At 50.0% G+C, this 18,488-nt stretch carries 10 protein-coding genes; 5 read left to right on the plus strand and 5 right to left on the minus strand.

Annotation, left to right across the window (positions count from 1 at the left end; all coding sequences use genetic code 11):
* Positions 1–72 precede the first annotated feature (72 nt).
* The gene (locus tag JOD20_RS15805) at positions 73–6,411 is read right to left on the minus strand and encodes a Calx-beta domain-containing protein (RefSeq protein ID WP_204756193.1); all 6,339 of its coding nucleotides are present in this window, start codon (positions 6,409–6,411) and stop codon (positions 73–75) included.
* Positions 6,412–6,433: 22 nt separating this feature from the next.
* On the minus strand, positions 6,434–6,931 hold the full coding sequence (locus JOD20_RS15810; RefSeq protein WP_204756194.1) for a hypothetical protein: 498 nt from the start codon (positions 6,929–6,931) through the stop codon (positions 6,434–6,436).
* A 337-nt stretch (positions 6,932–7,268) separates the two neighbouring features.
* On the opposite strand from JOD20_RS15810, the gene JOD20_RS15815 reads away from it, so the two are divergent.
* Together JOD20_RS15815 and JOD20_RS15820 are read left to right on the plus strand one after the other, a co-directional pair.
* Entirely contained in the window at positions 7,269–7,946 is a 678-nt protein-coding gene (locus tag JOD20_RS15815) for a hypothetical protein (protein WP_204756195.1), read from the plus strand.
* 44 nt (positions 7,947–7,990) lie between these two features.
* Positions 7,991–9,472, plus strand: a complete 1,482-nt coding sequence (locus tag JOD20_RS15820; protein WP_204756196.1) for a flavin-containing monooxygenase — start codon at positions 7,991–7,993, stop codon at positions 9,470–9,472.
* Here the strand turns inward: JOD20_RS15820 and JOD20_RS15825 are convergent, their stop codons facing one another.
* The 3 genes from JOD20_RS15825 to JOD20_RS15835 form a co-directional block, all read right to left on the minus strand.
* Positions 9,473–10,939: a cryptochrome/photolyase family protein gene (locus JOD20_RS15825; RefSeq protein WP_204756197.1), complete on the minus strand. Its 1,467-nt coding sequence runs from the start codon at positions 10,937–10,939 to the stop codon at positions 9,473–9,475.
* Positions 10,940–11,006: 67 nt separating this feature from the next.
* On the minus strand, positions 11,007–13,214 hold the full coding sequence (locus JOD20_RS15830; protein ID WP_204756198.1) for a reprolysin-like metallopeptidase: 2,208 nt from the start codon (positions 13,212–13,214) through the stop codon (positions 11,007–11,009).
* Between the two features lie 146 nt (positions 13,215–13,360).
* A complete protein-coding gene (locus JOD20_RS15835; protein WP_204756199.1) occupies positions 13,361–13,870 on the minus strand; it encodes a VOC family protein in 510 nt (169 codons plus the stop codon).
* An 85-nt stretch (positions 13,871–13,955) separates the two neighbouring features.
* Between JOD20_RS15835 and JOD20_RS15840 the strand changes: the two genes are divergently transcribed.
* The 3 genes from JOD20_RS15840 to JOD20_RS15850 are packed head-to-tail and all read left to right on the plus strand — an operon-like array spanning position 13,956 to position 18,447.
* The gene (locus JOD20_RS15840) at positions 13,956–14,924 is read left to right on the plus strand and encodes a helix-turn-helix transcriptional regulator (protein ID WP_204756200.1); all 969 of its coding nucleotides are present in this window, start codon (positions 13,956–13,958) and stop codon (positions 14,922–14,924) included.
* Positions 14,925–14,956: 32 nt separating this feature from the next.
* Entirely contained in the window at positions 14,957–16,696 is a 1,740-nt protein-coding gene (locus JOD20_RS15845) for an ABC transporter ATP-binding protein (protein ID WP_204756201.1), read from the plus strand.
* Positions 16,693–18,447 carry an ABC transporter ATP-binding protein gene (locus JOD20_RS15850; protein ID WP_204756202.1) on the plus strand — a complete coding sequence of 585 codons (1,755 nt, stop codon included), beginning with the start codon at positions 16,693–16,695 and terminating at the stop codon, positions 18,445–18,447. The genes JOD20_RS15845 and JOD20_RS15850 overlap by 4 nt, the downstream gene beginning before the upstream one ends.
* Positions 18,448–18,488: the final 41 nt, after the last annotated feature.

Here is an 18,488-nt window from a genome sequence, read left to right on the forward strand (position 1 = left end):
TAATTAAATGATCTGCGGCAGGATCAACCGATGATCCTGCCGCTTGTGATTGCTCGATGAACAGGCTTGAGGTTAGGGCATACTTGCCCAGGTAACTGCTGCATCAAAGAGCGTCCAAGCATCGTTGGTTGGGCTAGCAGTATCAATCCAGAATAAGCCTACCCGACGGGCATTAACACTAAACCCACCAAGCATAGCTGCATTACGTTCATAGGCGAAATAGGGTTTATTGGTGCTTGCATTACTTGCCGATCCGATTGTAATGGCATTGCCATTTGGTACGCCAAAAGGAATATTAACCGCATTCGAATAGATATTAACGGTGCCACTTAAGCCACCTGCTAAGGCATGAGTAGCATTACTGATGAAGATACTGCTCCCTGATGTATAGCCATAATCGCTGCCTGACGTTGTGTTGGTCATTGCCATATCATCATAGAGCGCATATTCCCAAATGATAACTGGTACTGTTACGGCCTTGAATTTGGTATTAACATTGGTTGCGGAAACAGATGATGAAATAAGCACTAGCGTTTTTCCATTGGAATCACTGCTTGTTGCTAAGCCAGCACTGATTGGGGTAACGCTGTAGCCGAGTGTTTCCAAGCGTGTTTTAACCGCTGCATCGCCAGAATTTAGACTATTGGCATTGTTAACAACAAACAATGCTGTTTTAGCGCTTGGCGTAGTGGTTACAACTGGAGTGCTTGGAGGCGTAGTGGTGCTGGTTGGTGGTACGCTTGTGGCGGTACTTGATGCTGGGTTGCTCGGGGTTGCGGTTGCACCATTAATACATGGATACCCGCCAAGCGCCCAAGTAATAGCAGCATTGACTAATGTTGTTCCACTTGGTTCCAAGACGATTGCAGTATTATCATTGAGAAATAAACCAACCCGCCGTGCTGGTGCTGGGCTAAGGTTATCTTTCAATAGAGCGCAGGCTTCGTAGCCGAACAAGACACTTCGATTGGAGCCGCCAGCACGCGCAACCACCACTGCATTTGAATTTGGCTCACCAAAGGTTAGAGCTTGGCCGTTGGATGTCAGCGTTACGCTGCCACTCAGGCCACCTGCAAGCGGATGGCTGCTGTTAACGATCGTGCCGGTTGTAACATTTTCGGTTGTGCCTTGATCTTGCCCAACAGTGGCTCCAGTCAGCTTCATATCGTCGAACAACGCCATATCCCAGACGAGAACTGGCACATCAGCATGCAGAAATTTGGTTGTGACGTTGCCCGAAGTGACGGTTGATGAAACTACAATCAGTTTTTTGCCGTTGGCATCGCTGCTTTGCGCATCGCTATCTTTTTTTACCAAAACACTATAGCCGCGTGCCTCCAGCAAACTTTTGATCACGGTATCGGATGGGTTGAGGCTGGTCGAACCAGCAACAAATAAGATTGTTCCGCCTGCTGGGGTTGCCGTTGGCAAGCTACTGGTGGCGGTTGGGCTGGCGATAACCGTGGTTGCCGTTGGCAAGCTACTGGTGGCGGTTGGGCTGGCGATAACCGTGGTTGCCGTTGGATTTGGCGCAGTAGGAGCTGTCATGGCCCACGTGACTGCTGCATCAAACAGTTGCCAGCCTTGGTTTGTTAATTGATTCGTATTCAGATCGCCGAAAAAGATGCCGACTCTACGGGCTGGTGCGGTTAATCCAACCATGGATGTGCCGCTTTCGTAGCCCCAAATTACGCGTTTAGTCGAGTTTCCAGCTGCATAGGCAATATTAATCGCACTTGTTGGCAGATTGCCGCCATAGCTCATTGTTTGGGCCGAGGTATAAACACTAATCGTTCCATTCAGCCCAGCAGCCAAGTCATGCGAAGCATTGGTGATCGTAAGTTGGGTTCCTGCTGCGGTAACTCCAAAGTGGGTTCCATTGGTGCTGCCCGTCATTTGCATATCGTCGAAGATTGCATTTTCCCAAACTAGCACTGGAATAGGTGTATCGCGGAACATACTGCCGATCTTGGTTGAAGCGACCGATGATGAAACGAGGACTAGTTTAATCCCATTGCTTGCATCAGCAGCAGTGACGCTATTGTGATCTCTGGTAATCACATTTAATCCCAATTGCTGTTCTAAACGATCGATTACAGCAGCGTCATTTGCGCTAGCTGGCGAGCCAGTAACAAATAAAACACTATTGGCTGGTAATGGGGTTGCCGTGGGAATAGGCACATCATTGGCTTTAATTGTAATCGTCAAGTTGCGTTTTGCCCCAAGTTCGGCATGGGATGGATTGGCAATGACGATATTGAAGGTTTCGGCACTTTCCAGTTCGTTGTCATCAATAATTGGAATATCTAGGTAGACGACGCGTTCGTAAGAAAGTGGCGGCATTGTGATTACACCAGTTTGGTGGATATAATCTTGGCCTGCTAAGGCAGTGCCATCAATGGTCTGATACGTAAGAGTTATTGGTTGTGACGCAGGCGCATTCATACTCAGCCCGATTGGAATTTGAATTGTCGCCTGTTCATTGATGCTCGTGGTTGTGTTACCGAGTTCAATTGTATCATTCGTAAGAATCACGATTTCGGTTGAAGCGACAGCCGTTGTATTAATTGGATTCTCTAAGCGGATGAACAAGCGTTCATCTGGCTCGGCCCAGCGATCATCGATAAGCGGTAGGGTTAATGTCTGAACAGTCGTATACGGTGGGAAGGTGAGCGTCCCGCTTATTGGCGTATAGTCTAGCAATGGGGTTGCTGCATTTGTGCCATTATAGGCAAGTGTTCGGTAATCAACCGTGACTGTTACTGCACGTGGTTGGGCCAAGGTGAGTGGCAATTCTACCAATTGCTGCCATTCATCAAGATACAAACGTGGATATGGACTCAATGCAAGTTCATCATTTTTACTGATTGTAACGTTGCTGGTTATCGTAGCTCCAACTTGGGCATTTTGAACACCTGTTAGGCTGATACTGAAGGTTTCATCGGCTTCGTATTGGTTGTCATCCGGTATATAGAAATAGAGGGTGGCGGTTGTTTGCCCTGGTTCGATAACTACTGGTGCGATGGAATGATAATAATCTTCGCCCTCGAGCGCACTTCCCGCAGTAACGCTATAGGTTACGGAAACTGGCTTGGTTGCTGGAGCATTCAGTTCAATCTGCACCAGTGCTGGTTGCCCCTCGCTCACAGTATACGAATCTGCTTTGATATTCACTTGGTCATTTGGTTGAATCGTAATAGTTGTTTGGCTTGTCCCAGCCTGAATCTGGTTGGAATTCGTTAAGTGCAGCGTGAAGGATTCAGCAGCCTCAGCCAAATTGTCATCAAGAATTGGAATGGCAATATGCTGGCTAGCTACCCCTTCAAAAAAGCTGATTGTGCCTGTTTGCGCCACAAAGTCGCTGCCTGCTTGAGCCGTGCCTGCTTGGGTTGTATAGCTAAGCGTGATCGGCTGCGTGGTTTCAGTGCGAGTTACAGGAACAAGCACCGAACGCCCTTCATTCGTCAAGATTGGTTGCGTTGGCAGATCAATGCGATCGCTGGCTTGAATCGTTACCGATACCGCAGCTGTCCTGATCGTACCCGTCGTCGGCTGACTGATTTGAACTGAGAAGGTTTCGGCAGCTTCAAGCACTTGATCATCAATAATCGGAATAATAATTATTTGATTGCTAAACCCTGGCTCGAAGCGTAACGTTCCGCTGACCGCCTGAAAGTCGCTATTGATTGTAGCAGTAGCTTCATGGACGCTATAGCTTACCGTGATTGGGGTTGTTTCAATTTGACTTAAATTGACAGGAATTGCAAGCGTCTTACCTTCTTCAGTTGTGATTGGATTACGAGGAAGATCAATCGAGATCGGTTTGATCGCTGAGAATGGTTGGAGGCCAATCCGGCGGATTGGTTCATGGGCTGAATTCCAGCCATTGAGCACCAACCAAACAGGTTCGTCGCTCGCCATATAATATTGGGCAGTAAAGCGTCGGTCACGGGCAACGCCATCGCCGTGTAGGCCATCATCGTAGGCTTGAATCACCGCAGCAAGGCTGCCATCGGCGTGCTGTAATTCAAAGGTTGGGCTGAGTACTTTTCCCACAACCTCAAAGTTTAAGGTGTTGGTTTGCTCATAGGTTAAAATGGTTGGTTGGTTCACCACGAGTTGTAACGGCGATTGAACCCAAACATTGGTGACTGCGGTTCCATCACCATCGAGCTGGGTTGACCATGTTCCAGGTAGCGGGTTTTCGATGCTATAGGCTTGAATGTTGCTCAGTTCGGTTATGTTTGCTTGATCACTCGTTATTGCTTGATTGGCCGGATTCTTGAGCGTAAAACTGCTATTGCCCTGTGTTGTGGTATTCAACACCTGCACCATGCTCACGCTGGAGTCAATCGGGAAGGAACGTGTTGTTGGGCCATTGATTGGCCGATTTACATAATCGGCAGCGATCTGAAATTGGCTTGTTGTGAGTGCCAAACGGGTTGCTGCTGCAAGTTCATACGGACGAATTGGCAGAAACAGTCCCCCAGTTTGCTCGCTCAAGGACTGCATTTCAGCGCGGCCCATTATTTGCTGGCCAGCGATGATTGGAGCCAATGAACGCTGATTGTTGGCTGGTTGTTGATCAGCTTGGGTTGAATCTGCTGCTGCACGTGATCCTAATGGTTCACAATCGTTTTGAAAGTAAACAATGGGTCGAATACCCCGCTGGTTAAGCAGCTTGTATACCTCCCTGTGTTCACGATATGTGCCAAAAAAGCCAGCATCAGTATAGATATGTAAGTCTGCGTTCGTAGTATGTTGGGCTGTTTCGCGCACTGCACCAAGATAGTTCTCTGGGCAATCGCCACCACTAGCAGCTTCCAAGGCCGCAATTTGGGCTTTGAAATCTTGGGCATTGAAACTGCCGCGATAATTAACATCGTCTTTGAAGGTCGTTAATAGGTATTCACTCACATTTAATGGCGTGGATGGAGTATCAATCACTTCGGTAATGATTGATTTTACCTCCTGCAAATCGTCGGCCATGCTGGCAGTATCGTCAATGACGAATGCAATAGGCCCTTGTATGGTTAGCGAAAATGTTGATTCATTGACACTATTTGGTTCATTAATCTGATTCAACTGTGGTGCTGCAACATTACTCACAACTAAGGCCGCTTGGGTTGCGCCTGCTGGAGCTACATAATTAATTTCGCCAATTCCTTGTTGATTAATTGTCAAGGGTTGGACTTCAAGGCTATCGCCCTGGTTCGTAACGACCTCTGTAACAAGGCTGACTTTAAATTGGCCTGACCCAGCTGTTTGCTTGAAGGCGAGCTTATATTGACCAGTATGCGGAACGGTGATCCATTTCGAAGCATAGTGATCATTTAAGGTGACTGAAATGAACTTTCGCTTCAGGAGTCGCTCATGGTCAATTAGTGGTTCCAAACCAGCATCGAGGATGCGCGTTTGATAAGCACTGCCCTCTTGAAAACAATAGCGGCTGACCGTAGCACAATCCTTCATAAAACGCAGGCTAATCGCATAGCGATGATAAAACTCGTTGAATTCGGCTTCGCTAGCAAAACTATGCACAAAACTATACAGGCCACTTTGCCCAGCAGCAATTCCATTCCATAAATTCTTAATTTTTGCCATGCCCCCATAGTGCTCATGGGCATATTGCAGCATTAACCATTGGCGAAATTTATTATCAAGTCGATTATTTTCATTATCAGCTAACGCAGTTTCGATAATTGGATAGCCATAGATATGGTTTGCGTTGATGGTGGTGTCAACTTGCTCCTCCATATACATACTTGTCGATTCAAACCAGAGCGTATGGGCAAAAGGATCGTTATCGCCCATGCCAAGCTGAATCATATGGTGGAACTCATGGGCAATTGCTGCCCTTAAATACGCATTGGCCTTTAATGTTCCATTGTAATCCGACTCAAAGCGTGAATAGTCATTGGTCAGGAGCATGCAAGTTGCCATTGCGCCTGTTGCTTGGTTTACAACCCCAACAAATGGGCCATAGTTGGTATCATCAGCAACAGCATTTGGTACAACCCGCCCATAGCCGTTGGTTTCTAGGCCAATATAGACAAGCTGTTTTCCATTCCATTCAGGGTCTCTGTCTATATCAATGACTGGTGGCTCTGGCCAGTTGGCTGTTTCGGCAGCATATACAGCTTCTAGAGTATTTGTATAATCTGCTAGGGTTAGCCCTTCAATATCGACATTGCCTTCAGCATCAGTAATGATAGGATCGACTAAGATTAAGAAATGAGGTGTTAATTTAATATTGGACGGGTTATAGGTCGTTGGGTCACACATGGTCTCAGGGCTTTGTTGCTGACGCTGTTGTTTTGGTAATGCTTCTTGGGCGTTTATCTGGCTTGGCAGATAGCTACTCAGAAGTGCGATCAGCCCGAAGAGTGAAATGAACCTAATCCTTTTCATAACTTCCTCCCAAAATGAATACTTATGGCGTTGGCGTGCGTTCCAGTAACGGTGTGATCGTGACAACCTGGCCCTGCTGACAGTGCAGCTTTGATTGAAAACGGATGCTATTTAACTCCTGTTGTACACAGGGGCTAAACGTACAGAATTTCTCTCGTGTGTCTAGAAACGTGTCGCGCTCAAATCCCCGTTCGCGTGGGTTCCAAGGGTCTCTATGATTGCCACGGAGTGCGTCAGGATACTTCTCGCGATAATCCACGAGATATATCTGGTAAAGATAGAACTGATCGCGGCTAATCCGGCCTTCGGCAAAGGCTTGCCGTAAAATATCCATTGAATACATGGTTGTTTGCATGGCGCGTTGGGTGGCTATGGGCACGGGCACAATCGCATTGCCACACACATCGGTTGTGGTTGGGCGCGCGAACCATGTTTCGGGCAGGATGGCACCGATAACGATGCCGCTGAGCAGCAATCCAAGGCCAGCAAGCAACCAGCGCAGATGTTTAATTTTGCCCATCAACGGCTTCCTTTCTGCTATTGCAGCCCAAAGCATTGCCAATGCGGGCACAAATGCATGCGATGAACTGTTGCGCATCTGCCCACACCATGCTGCATAATTAACCCAAACCCGTTTATGGGTGGATTGAGCATGAGTAGTGACGATTGCTATGAATTTGGCAACATTGATTGAGTTAGTGTATGGGGAAATCCCCTTCTTTCACGGTATAGAGTAGTTGATCGCTTGGGATTTGTCAATCATTTTTAAGTTTCAATTTTGGTATAGATTTGGCTGGGTTTAAATGCTAAAGGCAGCCAAAAATCCAGCAGCCAAGCGCAATTCGCAAAGGAGTATTATGCAGCCTAGCTATTACTTACAACGGCCAAGCTTGCCAAACGAGCCGAGCCAAATTGCCCAATTCGAGGCAATTTGGGCCACAATCGAAGCATCGTCCACGCCAATCGACCTAACCGCGTTGGTTGATTCGCCGCGCTGGCAATTTTTGGCCTATCTTGCAGAATACAAGCCGGTGCTGTTTCATGGCTCTGGCAACCCAAATTTAGGTACACTTGTGCCTCGTCAAGCAAGCGATATTGTCGAATTTGGCAATCAGTTGGCAGTGTATGCGGCCTCCGATGGCATTTGGCCAATTTTTTATGCCATCCTTGAGCGCGGCCAAGCAGAGGTTTCGTTGTTGAATGCCTGTTTTCGCAGCCTGAATGACGATGGGAGCTTCGCTGATCCCCATTATTTCTTCTCCATCGATGACCAAGCGCATCAGCGCCAGCCATGGCGGGCAGGCACGATTTACATTCTGCCGCAAGCTGGTTTCGTGGCCAAACCACGCAGTTATAAACGTGGCATGACATTGCAAATTATGGAATGGGCGAGTGGGCACGAGGTTGCGCCAATTGCCAAACTTACGGTTGAACCCCACGATTTTCCATTTCTCAATCAGGTGCGTAGCCACAATCTTGCAACCCTCATCGAGCGTGCCACCGCCAATCCAGCTGGCTTTCCTTGGCTTGAATAGCCCAACGCTTGGTATAATGGGTTATTGGTTTGATGAGGTTGGCAATGCAAACACTTGATTTTGATGTGTTGATTGTTGGGGCTGGTTTATCAGGCATTAGTGCAGCCTATTATTTGCAAACTCGCTGCCCAACCAAACGCTATGCTATTTTGGAAGGTCGCACGGCCATTGGCGGCACGTGGGATCTCTTTCGCTATCCTGGCATTCGCTCGGATTCGGATATGTACACGCTGGGCTACGCCTTTCGGCCTTGGCACAGCTCCAAGGCGATTGCCGATGGAGCCTCGATTTTGCAGTATATTCGCGAAACCGCCCAAATTTATGGCATTGATCAGCAGATTCGCTTTAGGCAGATGGTGCGGCGGGTTAGTTGGTCGTCGGAGCAAGCGCTTTGGACGGTCGAGGTTGAGCGCTTGGCTGAAGGCGATAGCGTGCAATATCGCTGTAATTTTCTCTATATGTGCGGCGGCTACTACGATTATAGCCAAGGCTACACGCCAGAATGGCCGAGTTTAAGCCAATTCCAAGGGCGGGTGGTGCATCCCCAAGCCTGGCCACAGCAGCTCGATTATCGCGATCAACGGGTGGTTGTGATTGGTAGTGGGGCAACCGCAATTACCTTGGTGCCAGCAATGGCTAAGCAAGCAGCCCATGTGACCATGCTCCAACGTTCGCCAAGCTATGTTGTGGCTCAGCCCGCCCATGATCAAAGTGCTGAGCGCATTCGGCGGTGGTTGCCAGCCAAATTGGCCTTTCATGTGATTCGCTGGCGCGCGATTATCCAAAGTATTTTCTATTATGTGTTGATGCGTAGTTTGCCGAGCATTGCCAAACGGGCCTTGATCAAGATGGCGCAACAGGAGCTTGGCACGAGCTACGATGCCAAACTGCACTTTACGCCAAATTACAATCCATGGGATCAACGGCTTTGTTTAGCGCCCGATGGCGATTTTTTCAAAGCCTTGAAAGCGGGCCACGCCAGCGTTGTGACCGACCAGATTGAGCATTTCACGCCAACCGGCATTCAGCTTAAATCGGGCCAAACCTTGAGCGCTGATCTGATTGTGACCGCTACCGGCCTGAATTTGCGCTTGCTCAGCGGAATTGAAGTGCTGGTTGATGGACGCAAGGTTGAGCTGGGCACAACTCTGAATTACAAAGGCATGATGCTCAGTGATGTGCCAAATTTGGCCTTGGCCTTTGGCTATACCAACGCTTCGTGGACGCTCAAATGCGAATTAACCTCGATGTATGTTTGTCGGTTGCTGAATTATATGGATCGCCATGGCTATGCGTATTGTGTGCCCAAGAATTTTAACCCAGCCATGGCCACCGAGCCAGCGCTGAATTTTACTTCCAGTTATGTGCAACGAGTGCTCAGCCATTTGCCACGCCAAGGCCGCAACCGCCCGTGGAAGCTCTATCAAAATTATCTGCTCGATCTGCTCATGTTGCGGCTGGGCACGCTTGATGATGGCAATATGGAATTTTTGCGGCCTTGGCCAAGCCAACGGCAGGTTGAATAATTATGCTTCCGTTGGTTGCTGCAAGGCTTCGCGATAGGCGGCGAGTGCTCGTTCGCGGGCAAAACCATGATCAACCAACGGCGCTGGATAATCGCGGCCAATCACACAGCCAAGATGTTCTTGCAGGGTTTGCGGCATTGTCCATGGCTCGTGAATGTAGCGATCGGGCACGTTGGCCAGCTCGGGCACAAAGCGCCGAATGTATGTGCCTTGCGGATCGTGCTTTTTGCTCTGGGCAATTGGGTTGAAAATGCGAAAATAGGGCTGAGCCGATGGCCCGCTGGAGCCTGCCGCCCACTGCCAGCCGCCATTATTAGCAGTAGGGTCTGCATCGCATAATTGCTGCATGAAATAGCGCTCCCCCCACCGCCAATCGATCAACAGGTCTTTGACTAAAAACGAGGCGCTGATCATGCGCACTCGATTGTGCATCCACGCCGTTTGGTTGAGCTGGCGCTGGCCTGCATCGACAATTGGATAGCCAGTTTGGCCCTGTTGCCATGCGTTAAATTCGGCAGGATCGTTGCGCCATTCAATCTGGTCGTAGCGTGGATCGAGCGACTGTTTGAGCATCTGCGGATTGTGGTAGATCAATTGGGTGTAATAATCGCGCCATGCCAATTCCTTGATCCAGGTATCGACTCCTTGGCGCTGCTCAGCGGTTAGTGGCTCGGTCAGCAGATCGACGGCGCGTTGCAGACATTGACGTATCGAAATGCTGCCCATGCGTAAATCGACCGAAAGCTGCGAGGTGCCAGCTTCGGCGGGCAGTTCGCGAGCATGGTCATATTTCAAGACCGATAAACTGCGCCGCCGATCAAAAAATTGGCTCAAACGCTGTTGGGCTGCTGCTTCACCAACCGTAGGTAGCGTTTGCTGCAATTCAAAACCCAAATCGGCCAACTGCGGAATTGATAGGCTGCTTAAATCGCTTGCTGGGGAAACAAGCTTGGTGGGGGCTGACACCAATTGCTCGGCCTGTGCATAAGCCAATTCGCTCCAGCGCTTGACATATGATCCAAACACCAGATAGGGCTTTTGCTGGCCCTTGGTTTTTAGCCCTTCAGGCTCGACTAAAACGCTATCGTGAAACGAATGGGCTTGCAGGCCCTCTTGGCGCAACCAGTGTTTGACCGCAGTATCCCGCTTAATCGCATACGGCAAATAATCGCGATTCCAATATACGCCGCTGGCTTGAGTTTCATGCACGAGGGTTTGCAATTCGGCTAGCGGTTGGCCATGGCGCACAATCAAGCGGCTGCCCAACTGGCGCAAATCGTGGTCAAGCGCTGCCAGCATGGCGAGGGTCACGCCAGTTAAGGCTGCTCCCACATAGCCATCGTGCAAAATTGCATCATCGAAAATAAAAACCGGAATAACCTCGCCAGCGCTTGCCACAACCGCAGCATGCAAGGCACGATGATCAGCCAAGCGTAAATCTCGTCGGAACCAACAAATAACAGGCATAAAAAAACTCCCCAACTGTACGCAGCATACTACGCACAATTGGGAAGTTGGATGGTTATTAATGAGCTTATTGCTTGCTTGCGATTGGCAAGTAGACCTTTTGCTCACTTGGCGTTGGCGTGACGCTGACGCTTGGTGTCACGCTTGCGGTTGGGGTAACGCTTGCGGTTGGAGTTGCAGTGTTGGTTGCGGTTGGGCTAACCGTTGCTGGCGTTGGGGTTGGCGTGCGGGTTGGGGTCGTGGTTGCCGTTGCCGTTGGGGTAATTGGCGTTGGCGTGATGTTGACCCCGTTGATCGTAAAGTTGGCGTTGGAAATATCAAAGAAGATATTATCTGCACAACGCACTTTGATCCGCGCAGCAGCTGCATTGACGTTTGGTGCAACGACAGTTTCGCTGCCATCGTTGGGCGTATTGCTCACTAAGGCATTGAAGCTCGTGCCGCCATCGGTTGAGAGCAAAATATTCACATTGGCACAGTTAATTGGGGCCGCAGTGGTATTGGCTACATCCCAGGTGACGGTTTCGTTAGCATCACCTGTCCAAGCAATTGCTGTATTTGGCGCAGTTACTTGGAAGGGGCCAGCGCTATTGTTGACCGTCAGCACAGCCGTATCCAAGCCATAGCCACCAGCCCCAGCGTGATTGTCACGCACAGTCAAGCGGAAGGTCAAGGTGCGGTTGGTGGTTGGCAATGCTTCGCCAATGGTGCTGGTGTTGTTCAAAATGTCGCTGAGCTTAGGCAGGGTACGCACATTGCTCACTGTTGAATTGAAACTGCGGAAGATTGGGCGCGTGCCATTATCGGTATTTGGTGGCGAAGCAGCCCCCAAATCATATTGTTCCCAATCGTAGGTCAGGCTATTGTCTTCTGCATCGGTTGCGCTGGCGGTCAATTCAAATGGCGTGTTCGCAGGAATCGTGTAATCGCTGCCTGCGTTGGCGACTGGTGGCGTATTGCCAGTTTGTTGGGTCGTGCCACAGGTTGCGCCGCCGCCAGTGGTAATGAAGGCCGAAATTTCTTCCAAGCTCTTGACGTGGAAATCGAAATCGCTGTTTGGTTGCAAGTTTTCAGCGCCACAAATACCGGCATAAGCCATAATTGTCGAGCCGCTGCCTGGTTCGTAGGCTGCACCGCTTGAGCGATTGCCACCGCCACAACTGCCAGTTGTGCCGTTGAAGGTATGGTTGCCGCCAAATTGATGGCCAATTTCGTGGGCGACATAATCTACATCAAACGCGTCGCCAACTGGCGAGCCTGAGCCAGTTACGCCGCGCGCTTTGTTGCTGGTTGAACAGACTGAGCGTAATGAGGCAACGCCACCGCCGCCAGTGCTGAACACATGGCCAATATCATAGTTGGCGCTGCCGATCACACTGGTTAAGTTAGTTTGGTTTTGGCCAAGCATGGTGCTGCCGCTATTGTTGGTGTAGGGGTCGCTGCTGGCGTTGGTATAGACAATCAGGTCGTTGTTGGCGATCAATTCCATGCGCACTGAGAGATCGCGTTCGTAGATGCCGTTAACGCGGTTCATGCTGGTGACGATTGCCGCCATTGCGCCGCTGACTGTGCCACCATGGAAGGCGGTATATTCGCCAGTGGCGGCCATGGCTAGGCGATAGGTGCGCAAGGTTTCGCCGATTGAATAGCGTTCTGGCACGGTTAATGGGGCGTTATCCAACAGATTTGGCTCGAAATCGATGCCGGTGCGTTCGGCCAACTTAGTGGGATCAGCCATAAAGTTACGGCTATCGTACACAATATAGTTGCTGGTATCGTTGCGGCTGTAGGGGTCGATAAAAATCCGACCTGATTCGCTCAAAATCATGCCGTGAAAGCCGCGTGGCGTAAGATCAAGCCGCGCGCTGGTGGTTGGTTGATCGATTGATTGCGCCAAGAAGGTGCGAATTTCAGGGAACTTGGCGGCCAAAGCTGGAGCCATAATTGGCGATTCGACGACGCGGAATTTGCCAAATTGGCCATTGGGCAAGGGCAAATCCAAAATCAGCCCCGATTTTTGAACTTTGGTTTGGGCTTCTTGGGGCACGCGGCTCAAGTGTTGTTCGAGCAAAGCCAAATCGAGGCTAACCGTGCGATAGACCGTTGGAATGATTTCGCGCGAGCCTTTTTGTTGAATGCTCTGTTCAGCAACATTCGCCCATAGCCCATCAGATGAGCTGACGCTGGGTGTGAACATTGCAGTTGCCGTGATCACACTAATTAGGGCAATGCTCACCACTGCAAAAATGATCACCCATGAACGACCAAAACGCATAGATATTCCTTTCCACAAAACAGCAAGGCCTATTATACAACTAATTAAGCGATGATTAAGCGGCTGCTAGTGTGGATTGGCTGGGTGCTAAACCCTCGCAAGATGCTACCAAAAGCAAGGTAGCATCCTGCATTGTGATAAGCGAATTACTGGGCTTTAGGTTGGGCTAAACGAGGCATAAATTCCATCAACGTTGTATGAATATAGCTCAATTCTGGCGATTCAGTATCCCAGCTATCACCCTCGGATGAGCTTGATTCCCACGTCGGTTCAGCTTCGAGCACCTGATACACCCACCACAGATTGTGCCATGGGTCGAGGATGCGCGAGAATAGCTCGCCAAAGATTGGGGTTGGCTCGGTCACAATCGTGGCTCCATTGGCAACTGCGGTTTGCAACGTTTGGGCCACATCGGCAACATAAATTTGCAAAAAGCTTGGTGTCCATGGCCAATCTGGCTTACGATCAACCACCATCACGGTCGAATCGCCAAGTTTAAATTCAGAGTGCAGCCAGAGGCCGTCAGTATCAAGCGTATGGGCCGCTTCAACTGCTTGCGCCCCAAAAACCGCTTGCAGAAATTGGCTCAAGTGCTGAGCGTCATTAGTAATAATAAATGGATTGACGGTGGCATAGCCTGCTGGTACATAACCCATTGCATGTGCTCCTTGCTGATTGATTTGATAGGTTGAGCATAAGCTAGAATTAGGACAGAATTGGCCCTAATTTGGAGCAAGTACGATGTATTCACCAACGATGCGGCTTTTGGCTGTGCTCGAACTTTTGCAAGCGCGGCAGCAAATCAGCGGGGCCGAGCTGGCCCAACGGCTTGAAGTTGACCAGCGCACCGTGCGCCGCTATATTCAACAACTGCAAGATATGGGCATTCCGGTTGAGGCCGAACGTGGAATTTATGGCGCATATCAGCTTAAGCCTGCTCAGCGCGTGCCACCACTCTTATTTACTGAATCGGAAACGCTGGCGCTGACATTGGGCTTATTAACCATTCGCGAGTTACAGTTTCCGGTTGATCGGGCGATTGTTGAAACAACCTTAGCCAAAATTGAACGGGTATTGCCAGCACATCTTATTCAGCATGCTCGGGCAATTCAGTCGGCAATTAGCATTCAGCATGACTTTCATCGCCAGCGGATCGAGCCTGCTTGGCTGATGCAATTGAGTTTGGCGGCGCTGCATCAGCAACAAGTGCAGCTTGAATATAGCTCATATAGCGAGCAGTTAAGTACCCGCAGCATCGACCCATATGGGATTGTGTTTAATGAGGGCGCTTGGTATATGGTTGGCTATTGCCATTTGCGCAGCGCCATGCGGATTTTTCGCCTTGATCGGATTCGCGGCCTAACTCCGTTAACCACCAATTTCATGCGCCCAGCCTCAATCAATATTGTTGATACGCTGCTTGCTGGCTTGAATGCTGCGCATGATCAGCAACAGGTTGAAGTATTGCTCAAAACGAGTCTTGATCATGCGCAGCAATTGATTGCGCCGCAAATCGCGACGCTGGAAGCAACGGCGCAATGCGTACTGTTGCGGCGGGCCGCAGTTCATTTGGAGTGGGTGGCATTTTTGCTGCTGGAGCTTGATGTGCCGTTGGTTGTGCTGCAACCACCAGCATTACGCAGCCTGATTCAGCGCATGGCAACCAAAGCCTTGGCCATGCTGGAGCCGCTTGAGCCAATAGATTTATGAGTGAATTGGTCAATTGATGAAAGGAAGAATTGATGCAGTTTCCTTTGCTGCGCTATCGCCACCTGCTGAGCACCTATTTGCGGCCCCAACGTGCGCGGGTGTTGGGCTTGGCAGGGTTAGTTTTTGGCGGAATCGGCGTGCAATTGCTCAACCCACAGCTGATGCGCCAATTTTTGGATGCAGCTTTAGCAGCCCAGCCGTTAGCACAGCTCACCACGCTTGCCTTGCTTTTTATGGGCCTCGCCTTTGGCCAACAACTGCTCGCCTTGGCGGCAGTGTATCTGAGCGAAAACATTGGCTGGACGGCAACCAACGCCTTGCGAGTTGACTTAACTGCCCATTGTTTGCGCTTGGATAGTCACTTTCATGCCGAAAAAACGCCTGGCGAGTTGATCGAGCGCATCGATGGCGATATTACCAGTTTAGCCAACTTTTTTACTCAATTTATTATTCAATTGGTTGGCAATGGCTTATTGTTATTGGGAATTATCGTTCTTTTGGCCTTGGAAGATTGGCGGGTAGCCCTCGGCCTAATCGTGTGTGTTGGGGCAGGAATTGGCCTTTTGCGAAAAATGCAGCGGGTTGGCGTGCCACGCTGGGGCGAATCGCGGCAAGCCAGTGCTGAACTCTTTGGCTTTTTAGAAGAACGCTTGGCGGCAACTGAAGATATTCGTTCAAGTGGCGCACGCAATTATGTGCTGCACCAGCTGTATCGGCATATGCACACGCTCTATCACAAAACTCGCAGCGCCGAATTGGCGACCGCTTGGCTCTACAATGCTGGCCAATCGATGTTTATTCTTGCCAGTGGCTTGGGCTTGGGCATTGGCATCTACCTTTATCAACAACAGCAGACGACGCTTGGCGGCGTGTATCTGATTACTACGTATATTGGCTTACTTACTACGCCGCTTGATCAAATTTTGCGCCAAATTCAGGAGTTCCAAAAAGCCAGCGCCAGTATTATTCGCATTGATGCATTGCGCCAAGAACAGCCAGCAATCGTCGATGGCCCAATCGCAATGCTGCCACAGCAGGCGCTTGCTGTTCAGTTTGAGCAGGTGACGTTTGGCTACAGCGCAGCTGAGCCGATTTTGCATGCACTCTCGTTTGAATTGCCAGCAGGCCAGATTTTGGGCGTATTAGGCAGAACGGGCAGCGGCAAGAGCAGCCTCATTCGGCTGTTGCTGCGCTTGTATGATCCCCAACAAGGCAGCATTCGCTTAGGCGGCACGGATATTCGGAACACCAGTTTAAGCGCTTTACGCCGCTCAATCGGCTTTGTTACCCAAGATGTCCAACTTTTTCAAGCTAGTGTGCGCGAGAATCTGCGTCTATTTGATCAAACGATTGCTGATGAACCATTGCTTGATAGCGTAGCAACCTTGGGTTTAACGCCGTGGTTGCAGAGCCTTGAGCACGGCTTGGATACAATCATCCAGCCCAATGGGCTTTCTGCTGGCCAAGCGCAACTTTTGGCCTTTGGGCGAATTCTGCTCAAAAATCCACGCTTAATTATTCTTGATGAAGCCTCGTCGCGGCTTGACCCTGCGAGCGAAGCAATTGTCGAACGGGCCTTGGATCGGCTGGTTGCAGGCCGTACAGCGATTATCATTGCCCATCGTTTGGCAAGTTTGCAGCGTGCCGACAAGATTTTAGTGCTTGATTCTGGCCGCATTCAAGAATTTGGCCCACGCCAAACCTTGCTGCAAAATCCCCAATCGCAGTATCGCCAACTGGTGCAGCATGGCTTAACGGAGGTGTGGGAATGAAAGCTTGGCAATTAATGCTGCATTTGATGCGCTATCGGCCTGCGTTGTATGGCTTTGGCGTGTTCGTTTGGAGCATCTTTTTTATGTGGCCCTTAGTGCCTGGCTTGATCAATCGGGCAATCTTCGATCAATTAAGTGGTGCTGCTCCGGCAGTCTTTGGCATCTGGACGCTGGTAGCGCTGTTGGTCACCAGCGAATTGAGCCGCCGTTTGTTGACCCAACTTGGCACGGCCATGGATATTGCGGTGCAATACAACATCGCTGGCTTATTGCGCAAAAATATGCTCAAGCGAATTTTGGCTCAGCCAGGTGCCCAAGCCTTGTATGAATCGTCGAGTTCAGCGATCAACAGCTTCCGTGATGATGTTGAAGAAATTTTGACTTTCAGCGTTTGGCTGCTCGATGTGCTTGGCCATGTGCTGTTTAGTGTGATTGCCGTGGGCATTTTGTTGAACATTGATCTGCGCATAACCTTGGTTATTTTGATTCCTTTGTTGATTGTGGTTTCGGCTTTTACGATTGCCAACCAACGAATTCAGCGCTTTCGCAAGGCTAGCCGTGCCGCTACCAGCAACGTCTCGAATTTTCTTGGCGAGCTGTTTGGTTCAATTCAAACGATTAAAGTTACCAATGCCGAATCGGCGGTGGTGGCGCATTTTCAGCAACTCAACGATCAACGCCGGCAGGTGATGGTTAAGGATCGGGTTTTTACTGCGCTGCTCAATTCGGTCTACGCCACTACAATTAGCCTTGGCACGGGCATGATTTTGCTCTTGGCGGGCGAGGCAATGCGCACTGGCAATTTTAGCGTTGGCGATTTCTCGCTGTTTGTCTATTATTTTGCCATGGTTACCCGCTTGCCCTCGTTGATTGGCTTGTTGCTGACCCACTCCAAACAGGCTGGGGTTTCGTTTCAACGCATGCAAAGCTTATTAAACGACGCTCCTGCTGCGGCTTTGGTTGAACATGGGCCAATTGCCCCCGATTCACCCGCCGATTTTAGCCCACCCAGCGTTTTGCCCAGCTTGCAGCGCCTTACTTTACAAGATTTAAATTATTGCTATCCACAAAGCCAAGCAGGCGTTCAGGCGATTAATTTCAGCATCAAGCGTGGTCAATTTGTGGTTATCACTGGCAAAATTGGGGCTGGCAAAACCACCTTGTTACGGGCCTTGCTCGGGCTTGTGCCTGCCAGCGGAACCATTATCTGGAATGATCAGGCTATCGCGCACCCCGCTGAACAGCTGATTCCCCCAAATTGTGCCTACACGCCGCAAGTGCCACGCTTATTCAGCGGATCGTTGCATGAAAACATAAGCTTAGGCTTGAACCTCGATGAGATGCAGCGAGCACAGGCAATTAAGACAAGTATGCTCGAAGCTGATTTAGCCAGCATGCCCGCTGGATTTGCGACCGAACTAGGTGCGCGTGGGGTGCGCTTATCGGGCGGTCAACTCCAACGCACGGCACTGGCGCGGATGCTGGTTCGTCAAAGCCAATTAATGGTCGTTGATGATTGTTCGAGCGCCTTGGATGCAACCACAGAACGCCAACTTTGGCAAGCGTTGCGCCAACTGCCGAGCACATGGCTGGTCGTTTCGCATCGGCGTTCGCTGCTCCAACTTGCCGATTGGGTGATTGTGCTGGATGCTGGCCGCATTACCGCTCAAGGCCGCTTGGATGAGCTGTTGCAAACCTCGCCAGTTATGCAGGAATTGTGGCGGACTGAAGCTCCTAACGAAGCAGCATAAGCTATTTTTCTGTTTAACGTTTATTGAATTTTAATAAAGAT

Origin of the sequence: Herpetosiphon giganteus (assembly GCF_016907925.1) — a bacterium.
Lineage (GTDB): Bacteria > Chloroflexota > Chloroflexia > Chloroflexales > Herpetosiphonaceae > Herpetosiphon > Herpetosiphon giganteus.